This is a genomic window from Pseudotabrizicola sp. 4114, from assembly GCF_031457365.1.
Taxonomy (GTDB): Bacteria; Pseudomonadota; Alphaproteobacteria; order Rhodobacterales; family Rhodobacteraceae; genus Pseudotabrizicola.
Window position 1 is genome coordinate 37,218 of sequence record NZ_JAVDWP010000014.1, and the last position, 20,207, is coordinate 57,424.

General features: G+C 62.5%; 21 protein-coding genes. 12 read left to right on the forward strand and 9 right to left on the reverse strand.

The genetic code is table 11. The features are described from left to right. Positions 1–263 precede the first annotated feature (263 nt). Entirely contained in the window at positions 264–1,262 is a 999-nt protein-coding gene (locus J2X53_RS19775) for a class I SAM-dependent methyltransferase (protein ID WP_349039215.1), read from the forward strand. A 7-nt stretch (positions 1,263–1,269) separates the two neighbouring features. On the opposite strand, the gene J2X53_RS19780 is transcribed toward J2X53_RS19775, so the two are convergent. Both J2X53_RS19780 and J2X53_RS19785 read right to left on the reverse strand, forming a co-directional pair. Next, positions 1,270–1,827 carry a transcriptional activator RfaH gene (locus J2X53_RS19780; RefSeq protein ID WP_349039216.1) on the reverse strand — a complete coding sequence of 186 codons (558 nt, stop codon included), beginning with the start codon at positions 1,825–1,827 and terminating at the stop codon, positions 1,270–1,272. 15 nt (positions 1,828–1,842) lie between these two features. After that, a complete protein-coding gene (locus J2X53_RS19785) occupies positions 1,843–2,973 on the reverse strand; it encodes a glycosyltransferase (RefSeq protein WP_349039217.1) in 1,131 nt (376 codons plus the stop codon). 424 nt (positions 2,974–3,397) lie between these two features. Between J2X53_RS19785 and J2X53_RS19790 the strand changes: the two genes are divergently transcribed. Continuing rightward, on the forward strand, positions 3,398–3,784 hold the full coding sequence (locus tag J2X53_RS19790; protein WP_349039218.1) for a hypothetical protein: 387 nt from the start codon (positions 3,398–3,400) through the stop codon (positions 3,782–3,784). Between the two features lie 30 nt (positions 3,785–3,814). Here the strand turns inward: J2X53_RS19790 and J2X53_RS19795 are convergent, their stop codons facing one another. Continuing rightward, positions 3,815–4,246, reverse strand: coding sequence for a hypothetical protein (locus tag J2X53_RS19795; RefSeq protein WP_349039219.1), 432 nt, complete (start codon positions 4,244–4,246; stop codon positions 3,815–3,817). Between the two features lie 277 nt (positions 4,247–4,523). Between J2X53_RS19795 and J2X53_RS19800 the strand changes: the two genes are divergently transcribed. From J2X53_RS19800 to J2X53_RS19810, 3 genes are all read left to right on the forward strand, one after another. Continuing rightward, positions 4,524–6,080 carry a phospholipase D-like domain-containing protein gene (locus tag J2X53_RS19800; RefSeq protein ID WP_349039220.1) on the forward strand — a complete coding sequence of 519 codons (1,557 nt, stop codon included), beginning with the start codon at positions 4,524–4,526 and terminating at the stop codon, positions 6,078–6,080. A gap of 263 nt (positions 6,081–6,343) precedes the next feature. Continuing rightward, positions 6,344–7,270, forward strand: a complete 927-nt coding sequence (locus J2X53_RS19805; RefSeq protein WP_349039221.1) for an ABC transporter ATP-binding protein — start codon at positions 6,344–6,346, stop codon at positions 7,268–7,270. Further along, positions 7,267–8,028, forward strand: coding sequence for an ABC transporter permease (locus J2X53_RS19810; RefSeq protein WP_349039222.1), 762 nt, complete (start codon positions 7,267–7,269; stop codon positions 8,026–8,028). Before J2X53_RS19805 ends, J2X53_RS19810 begins: the two co-directional genes overlap by 4 nt. A gap of 50 nt (positions 8,029–8,078) precedes the next feature. On the opposite strand, the gene J2X53_RS19815 is transcribed toward J2X53_RS19810, so the two are convergent. From J2X53_RS19815 to J2X53_RS19830, 4 genes are all read right to left on the reverse strand, one after another. Further along, on the reverse strand, positions 8,079–8,810 hold the full coding sequence (locus tag J2X53_RS19815) for an amino acid ABC transporter ATP-binding protein (protein ID WP_349039223.1): 732 nt from the start codon (positions 8,808–8,810) through the stop codon (positions 8,079–8,081). Then, the gene (locus J2X53_RS19820) at positions 8,807–9,481 is read right to left on the reverse strand and encodes an amino acid ABC transporter permease (RefSeq protein WP_349039224.1); all 675 of its coding nucleotides are present in this window, start codon (positions 9,479–9,481) and stop codon (positions 8,807–8,809) included. The genes J2X53_RS19815 and J2X53_RS19820 overlap by 4 nt, the downstream gene beginning before the upstream one ends. 4 nt (positions 9,482–9,485) lie before the next feature. Further along, on the reverse strand, positions 9,486–10,241 hold the full coding sequence (locus tag J2X53_RS19825) for an amino acid ABC transporter substrate-binding protein (RefSeq protein WP_349039225.1): 756 nt from the start codon (positions 10,239–10,241) through the stop codon (positions 9,486–9,488). A gap of 185 nt (positions 10,242–10,426) precedes the next feature. Further along, positions 10,427–11,191: an ABC transporter permease gene (locus tag J2X53_RS19830; RefSeq protein WP_349039226.1), complete on the reverse strand. Its 765-nt coding sequence runs from the start codon at positions 11,189–11,191 to the stop codon at positions 10,427–10,429. An 87-nt stretch (positions 11,192–11,278) separates the two neighbouring features. Here J2X53_RS19830 and J2X53_RS19835 point away from each other — a divergent pair, with 87 nt between their 5' ends. Together J2X53_RS19835 and J2X53_RS19840 are read left to right on the forward strand one after the other, a co-directional pair. Continuing rightward, on the forward strand, positions 11,279–13,345 hold the full coding sequence (locus J2X53_RS19835) for a 4Fe-4S binding protein (RefSeq protein ID WP_349039227.1): 2,067 nt from the start codon (positions 11,279–11,281) through the stop codon (positions 13,343–13,345). Continuing rightward, entirely contained in the window at positions 13,342–14,205 is an 864-nt protein-coding gene (locus J2X53_RS19840) for an FAD:protein FMN transferase (RefSeq protein WP_349039228.1), read from the forward strand. Before J2X53_RS19835 ends, J2X53_RS19840 begins: the two co-directional genes overlap by 4 nt. A 7-nt stretch (positions 14,206–14,212) precedes the next feature. Here J2X53_RS19840 and J2X53_RS19845 read toward each other — a convergent pair whose 3' ends face one another. Continuing rightward, a complete protein-coding gene (locus tag J2X53_RS19845; RefSeq protein ID WP_349039229.1) occupies positions 14,213–15,136 on the reverse strand; it encodes a transporter substrate-binding domain-containing protein in 924 nt (307 codons plus the stop codon). Positions 15,137–15,138: 2 nt separating this feature from the next. After that, a complete protein-coding gene (gene pedF / locus J2X53_RS19850; RefSeq protein ID WP_349039230.1) occupies positions 15,139–15,819 on the reverse strand; it encodes a cytochrome c-550 PedF in 681 nt (226 codons plus the stop codon). A gap of 151 nt (positions 15,820–15,970) precedes the next feature. On the opposite strand from pedF, the gene J2X53_RS19855 reads away from it, so the two are divergent. Genes J2X53_RS19855 through J2X53_RS19875 form a run of 5 tightly spaced genes read left to right on the forward strand, consistent with a single transcriptional unit; the run spans position 15,971 to position 20,098 of the window. Continuing rightward, positions 15,971–17,161: an ABC transporter substrate-binding protein gene (locus J2X53_RS19855; RefSeq protein ID WP_349039231.1), complete on the forward strand. Its 1,191-nt coding sequence runs from the start codon at positions 15,971–15,973 to the stop codon at positions 17,159–17,161. 1 nt (position 17,162) lies between these two features. Further along, the gene (locus J2X53_RS19860; protein WP_349039232.1) at positions 17,163–18,128 is read left to right on the forward strand and encodes a YVTN family beta-propeller repeat protein; all 966 of its coding nucleotides are present in this window, start codon (positions 17,163–17,165) and stop codon (positions 18,126–18,128) included. Between the two features lie 28 nt (positions 18,129–18,156). Further along, a complete protein-coding gene (locus J2X53_RS19865; RefSeq protein WP_349039233.1) occupies positions 18,157–18,585 on the forward strand; it encodes a hypothetical protein in 429 nt (142 codons plus the stop codon). Next, complete coding sequence (locus tag J2X53_RS19870; protein ID WP_349039234.1) at positions 18,582–19,313, forward strand: ABC transporter ATP-binding protein; 732 nt, start codon at positions 18,582–18,584, stop codon at positions 19,311–19,313. The genes J2X53_RS19865 and J2X53_RS19870 overlap by 4 nt, the downstream gene beginning before the upstream one ends. Beyond that, positions 19,310–20,098, forward strand: a complete 789-nt coding sequence (locus tag J2X53_RS19875) for an ABC transporter permease (RefSeq protein WP_349039235.1) — start codon at positions 19,310–19,312, stop codon at positions 20,096–20,098. The genes J2X53_RS19870 and J2X53_RS19875 overlap by 4 nt, the downstream gene beginning before the upstream one ends. The last annotated feature ends 109 nt before the right edge of the window (positions 20,099–20,207 follow it).

Here is a 20,207-nt window from a genome sequence, read left to right on the forward strand (position 1 = left end):
GCATTCAGGGTGTCCCAAGGGTGTAGTTGCTCACTGAATTGTAATTAATAGCGCCATGCCGGATCAATATCTGAGCAAGCGTTCCCCCTAAACGAAGGCGCTTCCTAGGAATTGTGGCCGTCTTGGTTCCGTTAAATACAGATGTCGGGGTGCCGCAGCGCACCTGTAGTGACCGGGGCGCTGTGAAGGAGGCGTGGATCCTTGCGCGTGCGTGACCATGAACGCAGCCCCTCCGGGCAGCTGGCTGCGGATAAAGGCATGATATGAATTTCGATCTGAATGCAGCCAAGGCCTTTGACGTGTCTCTTCCGGTCGGGCCCGAGAGGCCTGCACCGTTGGAGCAGGCGCTCGGTTTGGTGGACCGGGTCTTCGGGATCGACACGATCCTGTCGGAGAAACATGCAGAAATTGTCTCTAAATATTATCGACAATCCATGCCGGGGTATGCCGCGCTCTATAATCGCTGGCAATGCATGCATCTTGCCCTGCATGAACCCCATCTGGACGAGAAAGCCGCCTTCTTTGCCCAGGCGCAGGTGGTGTCGGATCTGCTGACCAATGCACCGGGGCAAAGGGTGCTGGAACTGGGCTGCGGGCTGGGGGCGAACACGCTGCATCTGGCTGCGCACCATCCCGGCACCGACTTCACCGGTCTCGACCTGATGGCCGAACATGTCGCCCGCGCCAGAGCCAAGGCCGGCAACTTGCCCAATGCAAGCTTCCGCTGCGCCAGTTTCGACGCGCTGCCCGAGGATGCCGAGGGGTTCGATGTGATCTTTGCCGTCGAGACCCTGTGCTACGCCCAATCGACCGACGATGTGGCCTTGGGGCTGGCCCGGCTTCTGCGCCCCGGTGGCTGGGTTGTCATTTTCGACGCTCATCGCAAGGAAGGGTTTGAGGCCTTTCCCGCCGCGCTGGTGACCGCCGCCCGCCTTTATGAGACGACCACGGCCGTCACCCGCGGCTTTCATCAGGATGGAACGTGGGAGCGGGCGCTGACTGCGGCGGGACTGGTCGCCGCCAGCGAGAGCATCACGGAGAAAACACATCAGGGTCTTGCCACACTGCACCGGCGGGCAACCAAGGCCTTTGTTGATCCGAAGTGGCGTCTGCTTCTGCGGACCATGCCGCGCTACTTCGCGCGCAATGCCGTGGCCGGGCTTCTGGGCTATCATGTCTGCTTTGGGGACGGCCCGGATCCTGATCCGGAGCGCGGCGTGGTCGCCTATCAGCAGATCATGGCGCGGAAAGCCGTCGGCTGACAGGCCCCTATGCTTTGCGGCGTTTCACCGCGTCGCGGCTTACCTGCATCCGGGTCTTCTGGCCCATCACCTCGATCAGGATCCAGACCCGGCGCTCTGGCTCGCTGCGCTCGACCTCGGCAATGAGGCCGGCGAACGGACCGGCACTGATCAGCACCTGATCTCCGGGGGCCAAAGCGTCGGGCGGCAGGATCAGCCCCTCGGCATCGCAGCCAAGCGCGATCTGCTCGACCAGCCCTTGCGGCACGGCGACGGGCATCCCCCCGAAGGCCACCAGCTGCGTTACCCCCATCGTGCTGTTGACCGCGCGCCAGCGTGATCCGGCAGGATCAAGCGCGACAAACAGATAGCCGGGGAACAGCAGCCGTGGCTCGGTGCGAAAGCGCGGGCCACAGCGCCGTGTCTCCAGCTGCTGGGGCGCAAAGACCGGGAAATCCTGTCGCAACAGATTGCGCCGGGCGATCGCCAGAGCGTTGGGCTTGAGCTGGGCGAGATACCATTCCTGCCCGGGCCGGGTGCCCAGACGGCCCGGCGCGGCATCGATGGGCGTGCGGGGATGAAACATGGTGCGCGCCGCGCCTCAGTGGACGCGGGCGGGCGTGGGCGCGCAGGTCGCACCCTGCCACCGCTGGCCCATCCGCAGCCGCCGCCGTGCCAGCCGCATGCCCACCGCATAGGTGCCGAAGAACAGGGCGAAGAAAAACACCAGAGCCAGCGCCGCCCCCAATGGTCGGGCGTGCAGCAGGACGCCAGCCACCATCGGCGCGGCGATGAAGGGCAGCATGACGGCAGTCGCCACAGGGTTCGTGATCCGCCGGCGCGATCGACTGAAGACCGTGATCTCCAGACCGCGCATGACAAACTGATGGAAGTGCAGCCGGTCGGGCATAGAGACCGGCAGGTTGCGCTTGCGCCGACGGTAGATCGCCAGCGTGAGGTCGGCCAGTGGCCAGAACAGCATCAGCATCATCGCCAGCGGTGTGACATCCGGGTTGCGGGCGGCGAGCGTTATGCCCAGCCAGGCCAGCAGGAAGCCCACCGAATAAGCGCCCGCATCGCCGAAAAAGATGCGACCGAAGGGAAAGTTGAACACGAGAAAGCCCAGCACCGCAGCGCCCAGCAGCAGCGCAAAGGCGGCGACCTCGGTATCCCCGACCCAGATCGCCGTGCCGCCAATTCCCGCTGCGGCCAGAAGCGCGGTAAAGCCGGCAAGGCCGTTCAGCCCGTCAATGAGGTTGAACGCATGCGCGATGGTCGAGGCGGCGACCACGGTGATCAGCATCGCCAGCGGCGCCCAGGACAACAGCAGGTCAAGTTCGGGCAGGCCGGTTTCCTCGATCCAGATGCCGGTCAGGAAAACGGCCAGTCCGGCAGACACCAAGGCGGCACCAAGCCGGCCGATCGGGGCCACCGGATAGCCCAGATCCTCGATCGCGCCGGACAGGAACAACGGGAAGACGGCGAGAAGCAACGCCATCCACAGCGAATCCCAGGCCGGCACGGTCAGAGCCACCGCGACGAGCAGCGCCCCGAACACCGCCACCCCGCCCAGACGCGGCGTCGGCGTTGAATGGGCGGCCTGCACCGCCGTCAGATCGCCGTGACGGGTCAGCCTGTGCAAGGCGTTGCGCGTCTTGGTGATGAGGATGCCACAGGTAAGGGCGGCGACCCCGAAAGCGGCAAAGCCCTCTGTGGTGAATACCTCGCGCAAGATGTCATCCCTCAAAGCGTTTGTTGGGCAGCTGTGTAATCCGATTGCGCGGCTAGAATTGTTTGCAGAAGCACGATGCTTCTACATTTCCGGAACATCAGAATAGATACCGGTCACTTCCGATTTTTTGACTTGCAACCATAAGTTGATATTACGCCCTCGCGCACCTTTGCAGATGAAGCATCATCCGTAAACGGCACATGATTATAGACTAATTATGTCGCCTTTTTCGCGATGCAACCCGTGGTAATGTAAGGCATTCAGCCCCATGGAAGCCCCTCTTGGGTGTGTTTAATCTATTTATAAAGTAGATATTTGCCCATGGAAAATGGCGATAACCATTCTTCCCGATAGCCGTCGATGAGAAACGCGATTCGTCGCAGATCGGCATGCCAGAGTATTGAGAACCCTTAAGGCCAAGATGATGACTGGGGACAGCTTTCTTACGCTTGAGATTGATTTTGAGAGGCAGATCTATCAGTCGAAGCTGTTGTCGCTGTTTCGGCGCAGCCCGTCGACATGGGAACTTCTGCTCTACCTCGCGCAATTCGAGGAGGGGTCGGAAGATGGCGTTTACAACACGCTTGATCGCCTCCGGACACGATATCTGGGGAATTCCGCGATGCTGAAATTCGTGCGCGAGCGGCGGGATGACGGATTGCTGCAATTCACCGAGCACACGAAACGCAGCAAGTGGAAAGTCTCTCTGGACGCGGAACTCCGCGCTGCCTTGTTTGTGGCCCTGGAGGAACGCAATGTGGGTCTGCAGCAAGCCCTTGTCCCGAAAGAGCATCGGCCGCAACGGGGCTAGCGGATGATCAAACAGAGGCGCGGCGCCCGGTTACCGCGCCTGTTGCCGCCGCCGCAGCAGATCCAGCAGATCAGCGCGCAGATCGTCGGAGATATTCAGGGTCCACTTGCTCTGCTTGCTGGGGCTTCGGCTGAAGCGGATGATGCCGTCCTCGCGCCGCTCCCGCAGAAACCGCAGCAGCGCAGATTGACCGAGCGCCGTCGTTTCAACGGACTCGACCAACTCGTAGAGACCCGGTCCTTCCTGATCGTCGGCCCCGGCGATCATCAGAAGAACCTCCCACGTGGTGGCGTTGCGTCGGAAGATCGACAGTTGCGGGTGCTTGAACACCGCCCGCTTAAAGGCGAGTTCGGATTGCAGCAGGTCGCGCGACGGTGAACGGACAAACGATGTTTCCTGGGTTTGGCTGTGTTCGCTGCCACCGCTGTCATGCTTTTCTGTCTGTCTGAAATCCTTTGGCATCCGTCCTTATCCTATCTGGTGCTGGTTGCCAGACACTGAAACTGAACAGAGGGGGACCCTGTCATTCACTGTCATGGCCCCCCCGATACTTCGTTCAGACTAAAGGGTAACTCGCGCCATGTGAACCCACTTCGCCGGTATGACGCTGCAAAGGCGCCAGAAAGATTGAAGAAAGTCAGGGCGCTTGGAGCGCAGGGCCGGGCGGCGCGGTCCGTTTAGGCAAGGCTGCAACCATCTTGGCCCGGACAGTCACTTCCGGAAGCAGGCAAGAAACCTGTTGGCATATGTAGGGGATTTTGACAAATTGCCTCATGATCGTAGTCTCCAACAACACGATGGCGACGGTAGCGTCGAGATGAGCGGTGAAGGCGCGCTTTCATCCGGCCCAGGGCAATCCCCTATACTGCGTCCGGGCGACACGTGCGGGCGCATTGCGACCGCTGACCGCATATCCGTCATCGTCGATGCCGCGCCGTATTTTGCAGCGCTGCATGATGCGCTGCAGAAGGCGCAACACAGCATCATCCTGATCGGATGGGAATTTGACACACGCATCTCTCTTGTTCCGAAGCAGCAAGAGCGCATGGCACCATCGCAACTCGGCAAGCTTTTCAAATGGCTTGTCAAACACAATCCGGACCTGCAGATCCACTTGCTGGAATGGGACCTTGGCATGATTCAGGCCTTGGGGCGGGGAACGACGCCGTTGCGCATTGCTGACTGGATCGCCGGTCCACAGATCACGCTGAAGCTCGATCACGCCCATCCGCCCGGCGGAGCACATCACCAAAAGATCATTGTGATCGACGACGTTCTGGCTTTCTGCGGTGGCATAGATACCACAACCGACAGATGGGACACCCGCGCCCATCAGGATGATAATCCCTTGCGTCAGCGACCGACGACAAAACGCCGCTACGGCCCATGGCATGATGCAACCATGGCTGTAGATGGCGATGCCGCCCGCGCCCTTGGTGATCTGGCACGCGACCGCTGGAAGCGGGCCACGGGCGACGAACTGGTCCCTCCGCCCCGCGTGTCGCCCATATGGCCAAAAGACCTGGGTGTCAGTCTGGAGAAGGTCGAGGTTGCGCTTTCGTGTACGGCACCCGCCTATGGTGACCAGGCCGCCGTCCTTGAGATAGAGGCGCTCTATCTGGGCATCATCGCGGCCGCGCGCCGTAACGTCTACATCGAGAGCCAGTATTTCGCGTCTCCGAAAGTTGCGGAAGCGATTTCTGCGCGGCTTTGCGAGCCCGACGGGCCGGAATTCGTCGTCGTGAACCCCGAGACTGCGGATGGTTGGCTCGAAGAAAAGACGATGGGAGGCGCGCGTGCGCGTCTGCTTGATCTGATCCGGAAGACTGACCACCCGGAGCGTTTCAAGATGTATACCCCGGTCGCGACCCATGGGACTCCGATCTATGTTCACGCCAAGATCGTGGTAATGGACGACCGGCTTTTGCGGGTGGGGTCGTCGAATTTGAACAACCGCTCGCTCGGGATGGACACAGAGTGCGACATTTCCATCGAGGCGCAGGAACACGCGCCCGAGCACTCCAGCCTGCGGCAACGGATTGGCTGGATCCGCAACGACCTGATTGCAGAACATCTGGATGTGACAGCAGAAGAGGTCCGACGCGCGGTCGACACTGCGGACGGAAGCCTGATCGGTGCAATCGAAAAGCTGCGTGGAGACGGGCGGACACTGGTTCCATTCACGCCGCCGGACCTCAGCACGTTTGAAAAGCAGGTGCTGGGCGGAAACGCCTTGCTCGATCCAGAGCGGCCGGCCCGGCGATGGCCCTTTTTCCGTTTATTCTCAAAGTCGTGACATATCGGCAAATAGCGCACAGCATCAGCATCGACTGCAGTCAGGCTCGCTGTCTTGCTGGTCGACACTGTCCGATCCAGCGCATCTTCCGATCCGGGCTTCCTTGACGAAAGGCTATCGCATTGCCCCGCAACCCCGCCAAAGGGGTTATTCGTCAGATCGCAGAACATCATCCCGCAAACGGATGTCCGGTTGCGCAGTCCCTGCCTTGGACTCATACGGCTGACAGGCTATGGTCACGGCCTTCCGAGCGCGAGGATACCATGGCATCAATCGTCTCCATCCGAAATCTGACCAAAACCTATAAATCCGGTTTTGCAGCGCTGAAATCCGTCAATCTGGAGATTGAGGAGGGCGAAATCCTCGCGCTGCTCGGCCCCAATGGGGCAGGCAAGACCACGCTGATTTCTGCGATCTGCGGTATCGTGCAGCCGACATCGGGCAGCGTTACCGTCGGCGGTCATGATGTGGTGCGGGATTTTCGGGCTGCGCGCGATCTGATCGGCCTCGTGCCGCAAGAGATCACGCTGGAGCCGTTCGAGAAAGTGTTCAACGCCGTCAGCTTTTCGCGCGGGCTGTTCGGCAAGGCACCCGATCCGGCCTATGTAGAGCGTGTGCTGCGGCAACTGTCGCTGTGGGACAAGAAAGACAGCAAGATCATGCCCCTGTCGGGCGGAATGAAACGGCGCGTGCTGATCGCAAAGGCGTTGGCCCATGCCCCGCGCGTCCTTTTCCTGGACGAACCGTCGGCCGGCGTGGATGTGGAACTGCGCAAGGATATGTGGGCGGTCGTGGCAGATCTCAAGGCGCAGGGCGTCACCATCATCCTGACCACGCATTACATCGAAGAGGCCGAGGCGATTGCCGACAGGGTCGGTGTGATCAACAAGGGCGAGATCCTGCTGGTCGAGGACAAGGCCGCGCTGATGCGGCGGATGGGACAAAAGCAGTTGCAGGTCGATCTGGCCGAGCCGCTTGTCGCGGTGCCCGGGGCGCTCGCCCGGTATGACCTGGAACTCGGGCCAGAGGGGCGCAGCCTCATTTTCACCTATGATACCAAAAGCGAGCGGACCGGCATCGTGACCTTGCTGACAGATCTGCGCAGTGCAGGGTTGCAGATGACCGATCTTGCCACGCGGCAGAGCAGCCTTGAAGACATCTTTGTTGAACTGCTGAGGGAACAGCCATGAACTTTCCAGCGATACGCGTCATCTTTCAACGGGAAATGGCGCGGTTCACGCGTACCATCATGGAATCGCTGATCTCTCCGGTTATCTCGACCTCCCTTTACTTCGTCGTGTTCGGCGCGGCGATCGGCAGCCGGATCGAGACGGTGGACGGGGTGACTTACGGTGCCTTCATCGTGCCCGGCCTGATCATGCTGACGGTCATCACGCAATCCGTGTCGAATGCATCGTTCGCGATCCATTTCCCCAAGTTCATCGGGTCGATCTACGAGCTGTTGTCGGCCCCGGTCAGCTATCTGGAAATCGTGATTGGCTATGTCGGCGCTGCGGCGGTGAAATCCATCCTGATCGGGCTGGTGATCTTGCTGACCGCCTATCTGTTTGTCGACCTGCCGATCGCGCATCCGGTTGCGATGTTTGCATTGCTGGCGGTGATGAGCTTCAGCTTTTCGTTTTTCGGGTTCATCATCGGTATCTGGGCCAAGGATTTTCAGCAGTTGCAGCTGATCCCGCTTCTGGTGCTGACGCCGCTGATCTTTTTGGGCGGCAGCTTTTACAGCATCGACATGCTGCCGGGCGTCTGGCGGAGCATCGCGCTGTTCAATCCGGTGGTATACCTGATGTCGGTCTTCCGCTGGTCGTTCTTTGATACCGCCGACGTGCCGATTGCCCTGAGTCTTCTGGCGATTGCTGCCTTTACCGGGCTGTGTCTGGCGGCGGTCTGGTGGATATTCCGTACCGGGTGGCGCATCAGGCAGTGAACGGGCCGGACCCCGACCTTCGGCAAATCCACGAGACCACACCGTTCTGTTTATCTGACGCGACGCAGGAAATTGGCTGTTCGCATATCTTGCGGCGTGTCGAAGATTTGCGCAGGCGTGCCTTCCTCCACGATGCGCCCGCCGTCCATGAAGATAATCCGGTCGGCAATTTCGCGCGCGAATTGCATCTCATGGGTGACAATCAGCATCGTCTGCCGGCGTTCGGCCACGCGGCGCATCAGGTCCAGCACCTCGCCCACCCATTCGGGGTCAAGCGCCGAGGTGGGTTCGTCCAGCAGCATCAGGGCGGCGTCCAGCGCCATGGCGCGGCCGATGCCGATGCGCTGCTGTTGGCCGCCCGACAGTGCGGCCGGGTAGCTTGCAGATTTATCGGAAAGGCCGATCTCGCGCAGGATTTCGTCGGCCCGCGCCTCTGCCTCGGTCCGCGGTTTGCGCTGCACGGTGATAAGCGCTTCGGTGATGTTGTCGCGGGCGGTCTTGTTGGCAAACAGCGCATAGTTCTGAAAGACGAACGCCGTTCGGCGGCGCAGAGCAAGGATTTGCGCAGAAGTGGCTGTTGCCGCGTCAACCGTCAGATCCCCGATACGGATCACTCCGCTGTCGGGGCGATCGAGGTAGTTCAGACAGCGCAGCAGGGTTGACTTACCCGTGCCGGAGGGGCCGATGATCGCCACCCGCTCGCCCGCTGCGATGTCGAGGTCGATGCCGTCAAGCACCGTGTTTGTTCCGTAGCGCTTGGTCAGTCCGCGCATGCTGATCATCTGGCGATGGCCTTGTTCAGGTGGCGTTCCAGCTGCCTTTGCAGAAAGGACAGGGTTTCGACGATGGCCCAATACAGCACTGCCACAACAAGGAACGCCTCAAAATACAAGAAGCTGCCAGCGGCTTCCTTCTGCGTGGCCCCCATCATTTCGGTCACGCCAAGGGTGAAGGCAAGCGAGGTGCTTTTGATCATGTCGATGAAGTAGTTGACCAGGGTTGGCGCTGCCACGCGGGCCGCCTGCGGCAGGATGATGCGGCGCATCGACTGTGCCTGCGTCATGCCGACGGCCTGTGCCGCCTCCCACTGACTGCGCTCGACCCCAAGGATCGCCGCACGGATGCTTTCGGCCATATAGGCCGAAAAATGCAGCGTCAGCCCGATGATCGCCGCCGTCACGCCGTTGATCCCGGACAGAACCGGCAGGATCTGCGGCAGGCCGTAATAGAACAGAAACAACTGCACCAGCAGCGGCGTGCCCCGGAAGAAGCTGATGAACAGCTGAACGAACTGGTCCAGCACAGGCACACGCATCACGCGTTCCACCGCCATCAGGCAGGCCAGCAGCAGGGCGCAGACCATCGCGGCCAGCGCCATGCCGATCGTCAGCGGCACATAGCCCAGGATGACGGGCACCAGACCAAGCATGTAGTCAACGTCAAGGGCCCGCATCACGTCAGCCCGTCGGCGCGGTCACGTCAAGACCCAGCCATTTTTCGGAAATCGCCTTCAGCGTGCCATCGGCTTTCATCCCGGTCAGCGCCGCATCCAGCCTGTCGCGCAGAGCCTGGCCTTCGGCATCGTTGCGGAAGGGCAGGGCATTCTGAATTTCGCTGAACGGCGGACCGGCAAGCGCCAGTGGCAACGGGCTTTCCTTGATGACCTGCGCCGAGGATACACGGTCCATCACAAAGGCGTCCAACCGCCCCAGTGCCGTGTCCTGCTCGATATTGCTTTCGTAGGTGCGGATGTCGATTTCGCTGGCGAACGGCAGAGCACGCAGCAATTGCTCGAAGTTGGAGCCAAGGTTGACCCCCACCGAGCGGCCCTTCAGGCTTTCAACGCCGGTGATCTCGGTTTCGTTGCCCTTCTTCACCACCACCTGGGCGCCGTCATAGACATAGGGTTGGCTGAAGGCGAATTTCGCCGCGCGCTCGGGGGTGATGGTGATCTGGTTGGCAATCGTGTCGATGCGACCGGATTCCAGCGCGCCGATCAGACCGGAGAAGGACATGGTGGAGAATTCCACCGTGTCGCCGGTTCTTTCGGCAAGGGCAGTCATCAGATCGACCTCAAAGCCCTGCAGCGTGTCCTGCCGGACAAAGGTAAAGGGAAAATATCCGCCAGACATACCGACGCGAATGGTCTCAGCTACAGCGGGGAGACCAACGGTCCCGGCCAGCAGCGCGGCAAGTGATAGAGTTTTCAACATCTGATATTCCTGTATTCAGACTCCCAAGATGCTTGCGACAGGTATGGAGATCAAGGCGCATTGCGAAACAAGCACGACAGAGCCCGGCCCATGGGATGTCGCAGGAGTGCCATCCGCATTTTGGCGTGAAAACAGGACCATGTTCTCAAATGCTCTCGGAGCAGTGGACAATGGTCTGCTTTGCGTCAGCGCTGTCGCCAGCGGTTTGCGCGTTGCTCAAGGGGGTGGATGACCAGCGCATCTATTGCCAGCATGACGGCGACAAAGCTCAGGGCATAGGCCAGCACCGCCGGGATCTCGAACATCTGAAACTTCAGATGGATCTGAAACCCGACACCCGTTGACCGGCCCAGAAATTCCACCACCAGCACGATTTTCCAGATGATCGCCAACCCCAGCCGCGCGCTGGTGGCAAGGAACGGCGCCAGTTGCGGGGCCACGATATGACGCAGCCGCGCCACCCAAGGCATCCGGAACACCAATGCCATCTCTGCCATCTCGGGGCGCAGGGTGCGCGCGCCCTCACGCATCGTCGCCAGAACCATCGCTGTCTTGTTGATCGTGACCGCGGCGATTGCGGCAACCTCGTTCAACCCGATCCACAGATAGCACAGCACGATGACGACCAGCGCCGGCAGGTTCAGGAAAATCGTCACCCAAGGGTCAAGCCAACGGTCGGCGCGTGGCATCCGCCCAAGCATCACCCCCAGAACCGTGCCGAACAGCATCGCCAGAGCAAAGGCCAGCCCGACCCGGACCAGTGTGGCCGACAGGTGCTGCCACAGGCGCCCCGATTGCGCTTCGGCCCATATAACCGTCAGCACCTCTGACGGGGCGGGCAGAATGCGGGGGTCACCCTTTGCCCAGGACAGGGCCCACCAGAACAGCACAAACCCCGTCAACGACAGGGCATAGATCACTTGGGGGGGCAGGGCGGTGCGATCGGTCATGGCGGACAGTTTAAGCCAGGTTTTGCCCCGGAACGCTGCGACCTTGGTCCAATGGCATCGTGCTGCCCGGCGGGCATAGGTTTGGCCATGCGTGTCATCATCGCCCTTTTGGTCTGGCTTGTGCAAAGCCTTGGCGTGATGGCCGGGCCGCTGACCCGTGACCAGATCGAGCCGTTCATCGTCCCGCCCTACGCTTTGGGGGACTCCGTCGGCGATAAGGGCGTATGGAGCCTGCGCAATTCGGGCGGGGCCGAAGCCGGCTATGTGTTCGAGACCGCGCTCATGGCCCCGTTACCCGGCTTTTCCGGCGCGCCGATCAACATGCTGGTGATGCTGGATCTGGAGGGAAGGTTCATTGACGTGCGTCTGATCGCGCATAATGAACCGATCTTTGTTTCAGGTCTGGGCGAAGCGCCGTTCCGCAAATTCATGGAACAGTATCGCGGCCATTCGATCCACACGCCGATGGTGGTGGGCACCAGCTACGGCACCGCAGACGGCGGGGGCGGGCTGGTCTACCTCGATGGCGTGGTCAAGGCGACGGCATCGGTGCGCATTGCACATGAGTCGATTCTGGCCGCCACGCTGCAGGTGGCGCGCGAAAAGATGCAGGGCATCAAGTCCACGCCCCCGGCCTACCCGGACCCCGATCATGTTGAGGCCCTGACCTGGGCAGATCTGGTCGATCAGGGCATCGCGCGGAACCTGCGCGTCACCAATGCCGAAGTCGACGCCGCCTTTTCCGGCACCATCTGGGCGGATGACGACGCCGAGGCAAAGGCCGATCCGGAGGGCATCTACCTTGATCTGTGGCTGGTGGATGTCGGGCCTGCGTCCATCGCCCGTGCGGTCCTGCCCGCCGATGCCTTTGCCGATCTTCAGCGGTTCCTGTCCGTTTCGGCTTTTGACGAGCCGTTTCTGGTCATCGACGCCGGGCGGCATGGTCTGGTCAGCGACGATTTCGTGCGCAACACCGCGCCCGATCTGCTGGGCGCCAGTCAGGACGGTCTGCCCCTTGCCCTGCGCGATGCCGATCTGGTGTTTTCCACCCTGCCGGACGTGCCGGAAGGCGTGGCAATGATCCTGCGCACCGACCGCAGGCTTGGCTTTGATCCGGCGCGTGACTGGGTTTTCGAGGTCAAGGCAACGCGGGCGCATGGCATGTTTCAACCCGAAATCGGGGTTGCCGCATTCACCCTGACCCACAACACGCCCGAACGCTTCTTTGCCCGTGCAACCGTTGCCACGCCGCTGCCCCCCTGGGCCGAGGCATTGCGCAACCGCGCGGCAGACCTTCTCGTGCTGGCCATCGCCCTTCCGGCACTTCTGCTGGCGCTGGGGCCGGGGATGAACCGGGTGGCCGGTCAGCGGCATTTCACCGCGATCCGGCTGAGCGTTCTGGCGCTGGTGACGGTCTTCATCGGCTGGTGGGCACAGGCGCAACTGTCGATCGTCACGCCTTTGGCCATGTTGCGCACGGTGACTGACGGCGGCAGCTTTGCCTATCTGCTCTATGATCCGGTGTCGCTGCTGGTCTGGGTCTTTGCCATCGCCGGCTTTGTCCTGTGGGGGCGGGGGCTGTTCTGCGGCTGGCTCTGCCCCTTTGGCGCGCTGCAGGAATTTGCCCACCACCTTGGCCGGTTTTTGCGCCTGCCAAAGGTCGAACCCGGCGCGCTCTGGGACTCCCGCCTGAAACTGGTGAAATATGGGCTGCTTGCCGGATTGGTCGCCACCGTGTTCCTCGCGCCCGAGCAGATCGACACCGCCGCAGAAATCGAACCCTTCAAGACCGCCATCACCACCTTTTTTGTCCGCGAGCCGGTGTTCGTCGCCTATGCCGGGTTCTGGCTGGTGCTCGGTCTGTTCACCTTCAAAGGCTTTTGCCGCTATGTCTGCCCGCTGGGCGCGCTCATGGCGCTCGGCGGCATGCTGCGGGGCCGCGACTGGATCGCCCGCCGGGGTGAATGCGGCACCCCGTGCCAGTTGTGCCGCGTCAAGTGCAGCTATGGCGCAATCAAACCGTCCGGAGCGGTCGATTACTCCGAATGTTTCCAGTGCCTTGATTGTGTGGCGATCCACAATGATACCGCCCGCTGCGTGCCGCTGATCCTTGCCGCCAAGGGCCGGCCCCTGCACAAGGACAAAGCCGCATGAACCGCCGCCGCTTTCTGTCGATCACCGCCGCCGCGATGGCCATGCCGCAGATGGCACCGGCAGAAACCCTCTGGCAAGGCGTGGCCCTTGGTGCCGATGCCTCTTTGCGCCTGTCGGGCCGTACCGACCACGCTGAAGCGGCGCTTGATGGCCTGCGCGTCCTGCTCGACCGGGTCGAGGCCACCTTCAGCCTGTATCGCCCCTCCGAACTCACGCGGCTGAACCGGACGGGCGCCATCACCCCGTCGGATTGGTTCCGCCAGGTGGTGGACCTGTCCGGCACGCTGCACCGCCAGACCGGCGGCGCCTTTGATCCCAGCGTGCAACCGCTCTGGCAGGGGTGGGAGAGCGGCCAGAGCGCCGATCCTGCCCATCTGGGGTGGGACAAGGTTCAGACCGGCCGCCGGATCACCCTGATGCCCGGTCAGGCATTGACGTTCAACGGCATCGCGCAAGGCTTTGCCACCGATCTTGTCCGCGCCCACCTCGCAGCGCACGGGTTCGGTCACGCCCTGATCAATATCGGTGAATACGCCGCGCTGGGCGGCCCGTTCCGGCTGGGCATCAGTGACCCACAGGCGGGTCTGCTGGCCGACTGGCACCTGACCGGAGGCGCGCTTGCCGTCTCGTCGCCCATGGCCACGCTGATTGCGGGACGGCCGCATATCCAGCACCCGCGCGGTCTGCCGCCGCTTTGGGCCACCGTCGCGGTTCAGGCCGACAGCGCCGCCGTGGCCGATGGCCTCTCAACCGCGCTGGTGTTCCTGAGCCGGTCACAGATTGCGAGCCTCAAGGCCGCACGTCCCGACATCAGGCGCGTGGCGCTGGTAGATAGCGCGGGCAATCTGGAAACGCTGTAACCCGCGCTTAGCGGTCGGGGGGCGTGAAGGTCAGCCCATACTTTGCAAAGGCCGCCGCCATCCGGCCATCGCCAAGGGCTGCCACCACCGCATCATCCAGCGCATAGGCCAGATCGCGGTGGCTGTGATGCACCGCAATCCCGACCGTCCAGCTTGACAGGCCAAAGTTGATCAGCGGCGGGCGATGCACGGCGATCCCATCGGTTGCACCAAATTCAAGCTGCGCAAGCGGCCCCATCGCGGCCATCACCTCGCCTGCAGCCAGCGCGTCCATCCCCTGTGCCATCGCCCGGAAGCGGCGCATGTTCGGGCCGATCTGCCCGCCCGGAAACGCGGTCAGATAGAAATCGGCAATCGAGTCATTCTCGACGGCCACGGTATCAAAGCGGAAAAACGCAGGCACCGGCCCGCCGTCATGCCGGTCGGTGTCAGACGCAACGGCATCCGGATAGGCCGCCAGCGAATAGGCAATCGCGATCTGTTCTTTCGCATATTGGCCGGTGAACACCACCTGCTCGACCAGACAGGTGAATTCGCTGTTATAGGGTACGCGCAGCATGACATTCGACACCGGCTCCTGCTGCACCGTGCCGCGCCAGACCTGATTCATCAGGTCGGCCTGCAGGTTCTCGCCCGCCTGCACAAAGCGGAACACCGGCTCCACCCCCAGCCCTTCGGCCAGGATGTGACCCACCTCGATATCCACACCTTTGGGCGTGGCACCCTCTAGCCAGCTGTAGGGGGCGAAATCTTCATAAACCGCAATATTCAACGTGCCGCGCGCGATGATGTCGTCCAGCGTCTGGCCAACAAACTGGCGCGGGGTGTTTTGCGGGCGCTGTCCCGGCGCCACGTTTTCGCAGCGCGCGAAAGCGGGGGCAGCGGCCAGAACCGCAGCCCCCAACCCCACTGCCATGGCAAGGGATCGCATGATCAATGAGTGGCCGAAAGCCCGATGGTCAGGGCATCGGCCGCATGTTTGGTGCCCGCAGGCGTGCCATCCAGCGCCAGAGCCGCGCGCTTGGCGGCAGAGTCGGCAACCGGCGCACCCGAGGCGGTCTTGACCTCCAGAGCGATGGTCGTCAACTCGTCCTTCAGCGTGGCCTGATCGCCGCCACCCGCCGCCAGATCGTCGCGGATGGCACCCAGACGGGCGGCATGCGCATCGAGCGCCCCATCCTCGGGCCGGGTCTCGATATAGGTCCGGATCGCCCAGGCCGCTTTCTGGCCCAGCACATCGCCAAAGCCGGGCATCTTGGTGGTGCCATCCTGCGTGTAGCCGTGAATGAACCGCTCGACATACCATTCGTCGCCGTATTCCGCGGCCTCCAGGTAGCGCAGGTCGGGGGCCAGCCCGCCCGACACCACACCCAGCCCGTGGCACCGCGCACAGTTCTGGTTATAGGCGCTGTCGCCGATGGTGACGGCGGTCCACCACACCTCATCCCCGGCCGTTGCAGCGCGGTATGGGTTTTCGATCAGCCACTCTTCGCCCACATCGGGCAGGGCGTCGGTGTTCACGGGCTGAGGGGCCACGTCGCCATGCCCAAAGGCCATTGTGGCCGCGCCAAAAGCCAATGCAAAAGCGGTGATGCCGCGAATTTTTCTGGTCACAACGGTGGTCCTCCCTCGGTCCTGGGATGGTGCTAACCCATGCCCTCCAACCGGGGCTATTGGACTTTCGTGGCAAGCAGGGGGCATTTGCGACCATCGTCTCATTGGTGATCCCCGGCTTACCCCCGAAGGTCAGTCCAGGGAGAGACTTATGATCACCGCACCATCCATACCGGCCGCGCTTTGCGCTGCCCTCTGGCTCGGCAGCTCTGCCGTGGCGCTGGCCCAGCAGGCCCGGATCGACGTGCCGATTCTGTATCTGCGGCAAGAGGTGGACCTGCCGCCGGTGCTGTCCAACCTTGACCCGCAGCCCGAAGACCTTGGTCTGGCCGGGGCCGAGGTGGCGCTGAAGGACAACCAGACCACAGGCGGCTTTCTGGGCCACGACTATGCTCTGACCGTCGTCTCGGTCGCCCCCGGCGGCGCTCTGGCCGCTGCCGCGCGGGATGCCTTCGCCGCTGCGCCCTTTGTGCTGGTGGACGGGACTGCTGCCGATGTGCTGACCGTGGCCGACCTGCCCGAAGCGGCGGGCAAGCTGATCTTCAACGTCAGCGCCGGTGACGCCCGCCTGCGGTCAGAGGACTGCCGCGCCAATGTCCTGCACACCATTCCGGAAGACACGGCCCGCACCGATGCGCTGATGCAGGTGCTGCAGGCCAGGCAATGGCGCAGGCTTGCACTGATCACCGGACCAAAGCCCGTCGATCAGGCCTTTGCCGATGCGCTGCGCCGCTCGGCCGCCAAGTTCGGCCTGACCATCACGGGCGAAAAGCCATGGACCTTCGACACCGACCTGCGCGAGTCTACCATGGCCGAGCTGCCGCGTTTCACTCAGGATCTGCCCGATCACGATGTGCTCCTGGTCGCCGATCCGACCGACGATTTCGGCCGCTATGTGCCGCACAACACCTGGCTGCCCCGCCCGGTCGCGGGCTCGCATGGTCTGCATGCCGAAGGCTGGGCCAGCGTGATCGAGGCCTGGGGCGCGGTCCAGCTGCAGAACCGGTTCGAGGCGCAGGCAAAGCGCGACATGCGCGCCCGCGACTACGCCGCATGGCTGGCGATCCGCACGGTGGGCGAGGCGGTGACGCGCCAGAACACCGCCGATCCGGCCAGCCTGCGCGGCTTCATCCTGTCCGCGGACTTCCAGCAGGATGGCTTCAAGGGCCGCGCCCTGACCTTTCGCAACTGGAACGGCCAGATGCGCCAGCCAATCGCCGTGGTCAACGACCGGGCGCTGGTGACCATGGCCCCGGTCGAAGGCTTCCTGCACCAGCGCAACGAAACCGACAGCCTCGGGCTCGACCAGCCCGAAAGCAGATGCACCGCATTCGGGGAATGACATGACCAGACTTGCCATACTGCTGATGATCCTCACGCTGCCCGCTCATGCCGGCGAGATCTGGGTCACCAATGAAAAGGACGACACGGTTTCGGTGATCGACGTGGATACGCTCGAGGTGGTGCGGACCTATCCCACCGGCGAACGCCCGCGCGGCGTGACCTTTTCCAAGGATTTCAGCCGCCTCTACATCTGCGCCTCGGACAGCAACACCGTGCAGGTGATGGACCCCGATACCGGGGAAATCCTGCACGACCTGCCCTCCGGCGAAGACCCCGAGCAATTTGTCCTGCACCCCGACGACCGCCATCTGTTCATCGCCAATGAGGATGACGCGGTGACCACCGTGGTCGATACCCAGACCCGGCAGGTGGTGGCGCAGATCAACGTCGGCATCGAACCCGAAGGCATGGCGGTTTCCCCGGATGGCAAGATTGCCATCACCACCTCGGAAACCACCAACATGGCGCATTGGATCGACACAGCAACCTACACGCTGTTCGCCAACACCCTGGTCGACAGCCGCCCCCGCCACGCCGAGTTCACGGCAGATGGCGCAAAACTCTGGGTCTCGTCCGAGATCGGCGGTACGATCACCGTCTTCAACGTGGCTGACCAGACCGAGGTTGGCAAAGTCCGGTTTGACATCACCGGCGTCAGCGCAGATCTTGTCCAGCCCGTCGGCTTCCGGTTCAATCCCGAAGGCACCAAGGCCTTTGTCGCGCTCGGGCCTTCCAACCATGTCGCCGTGGTCAACATGACGACATATGAGGTTGAAACCTACATCCTCGTCGGCCGCCGGGTCTGGCACATGGCCTTTTCCCCCGACAACAGCCAGCTGTTCACCACCAACGGCGTCTCCGGCGATGTGACGGTGATCGACGTTGCGTCCGAGACGCCGGTCAAATCCATCAAGGTCGGCCGCTTCCCCTGGGGCGCCGCCATGCGCCCCACCAAATCGCAATGAAAGGCCAAATCGCAATGAAGGACAGTCCATGAAACCCCTGCTGCTTGCCGCTCTGCTGGCGCTTTGCGTCGCCGCGCCCGTTGCCCTGCACGCCCAGACCGCCGGCCTGCTGGAACGAAGCAACCGCGTCACCCTGCCGGCCCTGAAGCTGATGTCGGGCGAGCCGGTATCCGCAGCCCCCCTGCGCTTGAAATCCGGCACCTATTACATTCTGGAAATCGTCTCCGATGGCAGTGCCGAACTGGCCCTGGAAGGTGCTGCGTTCTTTCGCGCGATCTGGATCAATGAGGTCGTGATCAACGACATCGAAATCCGCCCGATCGGGATCGATTCCTTCGAGTTTGACGACGAAGGCACCATCGAGCTGTCCTTCATCGCTATCAAACCCGGCACATACGCTCTGTCGATCCCCTGCTCGACCGGCGACAGCCAGCGGGTCGAGATCACCATCGAGTGACCGGGCTTTCGGTATCAGGTCTGTCCTACAACTACGGCGCAAAACGGGCGCTGCGCGATGTTTCATTCACAGTGCCGAAAGGCCAGTTCTGCGCGCTTCTTGGCCCCAACGGGGCGGGAAAATCCACCTTGTTCAACCTGTTGACAGGTCTGTTTTCTGCGCGCCAAGGCCAGATCACCGTGGCGGGCATCGACTTTGCCCGCCACCCGCGCCGCGCCCTTGCCCGTATGGGCGTGGTGTTCCAGCAACCGACCCTCGATCTTGACCTGACCGTGCGGCGCAACCTTCTGTATTTTGCGGCGCTGCATGGCATCGCCGGGGCCGAAGCCAACCGCCGCGCCGATGTGGCCCTTGCCCAGCTTGGCATGGCCGAGCGGTCGGGCGAGCTGGTGCGCAGTCTGAACGGCGGCCATCGCCGCAGAATGGAAATTGCCCGCGCCCTGATCCACCGACCCGATTGCCTGTTGCTCGATGAACCCACCGTCGGCCTCGACGCGGCGTCGCGGCACGCCATCACCGATCATGTTCATGCGCTTGCCGATCAGGGCCTGAGCATCCTCTGGGCGACACATCTGACAGACGAGGTGCGCGACACCGACCATGTCATTCTGCTGCATCAGGGCGCGCGCATCGCCAGTGGCACCGCCGCCGCACTCCGTGGCGCGGCCAGCCTGCGTGATACCTTCCTGCGCCTGACCAGCGGCCAGACGGGGGAGGGGGCAGAGTGACCTGGCTTGTCGCCCTGAGCGCCATCCTGCACCGCGAGGCCCTGCGTTTTGTCGGCCAGCGCAGCCGTTTCGTGGCCGCACTGGTCCGGCCGCTGGTCTGGCTCTTTGTGTTTGCCGCAGGCTTCCGTGCCGCGCTGGGCCTGTCGATCACCCCACCTTATCAGACCTATATCACCTATGAGATCTACATCATCCCCGGCCTGTGCGGCATGATCCTGTTGTTCAACGGCATGCAATCCTCGCTGTCGCTGGTCTATGACCGCGAAATGGGGTCGATGCGCCTGTTGCTGACCGCGCCGCTGCCGCGCTGGTGGCTGTTGTTCTCCAAAGTGCTGGCGGGCACGCTGGTCAGCATCCTGCAGTGCGCGGCGTTTCTGGCGGTGGCGGCTGTCTGGGGAATACGCTTGCCGTTCGTCGGCTACCTGATGGTGATCCCGGCGCTTTTGCTGTCGGGTCTCATGCTGGGGGCATTGGGGTTGATGCTGTCCTCTTTCATCAGGCAGCTGGAGAACTTTGCGGGGGTGATGAATTTCGTGATCTTCCCGATGTTCTTTCTGTCCTCCGCCCTCTACCCGCTCTGGAGAATGGCCGAAGCCAGCCCCCGGCTGCGCGATCTGTGTACCCTCAATCCGTTTACGCACGCGGTCGAGCTGATCCGCTTCGCGCTTTATGGGCAGGTCAATCTGATGGCGGCCCTCTGGGTTGCGCTTGCGCTGGCGGTGTTCTCTGCCGCCGCGCTCCGGGGCTATGACCCGGCGCGCGGGGTGCAGAACCGCAAGGGATAACCAGCCGGTCAATTGGGGTCAGCTGCGGGATTTGAGTATTTTTGCCAAGATGAATGGGCATGCGTGGCGCGTGTGATGTCAGCATCGCACAGTTGTTCCTTCTGCTTGT

What these genes read in the sequence shown, in the direction of transcription:
- J2X53_RS19845 (WP_349039229.1), bottom strand. Translation starts at nt 15,136, where the DNA reads ATGCGATCCCTTGCCATGGCAGTGGGGTTGGGGGCTGCGGTTCTGGCC.
- J2X53_RS19835 (WP_349039227.1), top strand. Translation starts at nt 11,279, where the DNA reads ATGCGTGTCATCATCGCCCTTTTGGTCTGGCTTGTGCAAAGCCTTGGC.
- J2X53_RS19830 (WP_349039226.1), bottom strand. Translation starts at nt 11,191, where the DNA reads ATGACCGATCGCACCGCCCTGCCCCCCCAAGTGATCTATGCCCTGTCG.
- J2X53_RS19805 (WP_349039221.1), top strand. Translation starts at nt 6,344, where the DNA reads ATGGCATCAATCGTCTCCATCCGAAATCTGACCAAAACCTATAAATCC.
- J2X53_RS19820 (WP_349039224.1), bottom strand. Translation starts at nt 9,481, where the DNA reads ATGCGGGCCCTTGACGTTGACTACATGCTTGGTCTGGTGCCCGTCATC.
- J2X53_RS19865 (WP_349039233.1), top strand. Translation starts at nt 18,157, where the DNA reads ATGAAACCCCTGCTGCTTGCCGCTCTGCTGGCGCTTTGCGTCGCCGCG.
- J2X53_RS19815 (WP_349039223.1), bottom strand. Translation starts at nt 8,810, where the DNA reads ATGATCAGCATGCGCGGACTGACCAAGCGCTACGGAACAAACACGGTG.
- J2X53_RS19825 (WP_349039225.1), bottom strand. Translation starts at nt 10,241, where the DNA reads ATGTTGAAAACTCTATCACTTGCCGCGCTGCTGGCCGGGACCGTTGGT.
- J2X53_RS19840 (WP_349039228.1), top strand. Translation starts at nt 13,342, where the DNA reads ATGAACCGCCGCCGCTTTCTGTCGATCACCGCCGCCGCGATGGCCATG.
- J2X53_RS19790 (WP_349039218.1), top strand. Translation starts at nt 3,398, where the DNA reads ATGACTGGGGACAGCTTTCTTACGCTTGAGATTGATTTTGAGAGGCAG.
- J2X53_RS19775 (WP_349039215.1), top strand. Translation starts at nt 264, where the DNA reads ATGAATTTCGATCTGAATGCAGCCAAGGCCTTTGACGTGTCTCTTCCG.
- J2X53_RS19860 (WP_349039232.1), top strand. Translation starts at nt 17,163, where the DNA reads ATGACCAGACTTGCCATACTGCTGATGATCCTCACGCTGCCCGCTCAT.
- J2X53_RS19855 (WP_349039231.1), top strand. Translation starts at nt 15,971, where the DNA reads ATGATCACCGCACCATCCATACCGGCCGCGCTTTGCGCTGCCCTCTGG.
- J2X53_RS19795 (WP_349039219.1), bottom strand. Translation starts at nt 4,246, where the DNA reads ATGCCAAAGGATTTCAGACAGACAGAAAAGCATGACAGCGGTGGCAGC.
- J2X53_RS19810 (WP_349039222.1), top strand. Translation starts at nt 7,267, where the DNA reads ATGAACTTTCCAGCGATACGCGTCATCTTTCAACGGGAAATGGCGCGG.
- J2X53_RS19780 (WP_349039216.1), bottom strand. Translation starts at nt 1,827, where the DNA reads ATGTTTCATCCCCGCACGCCCATCGATGCCGCGCCGGGCCGTCTGGGC.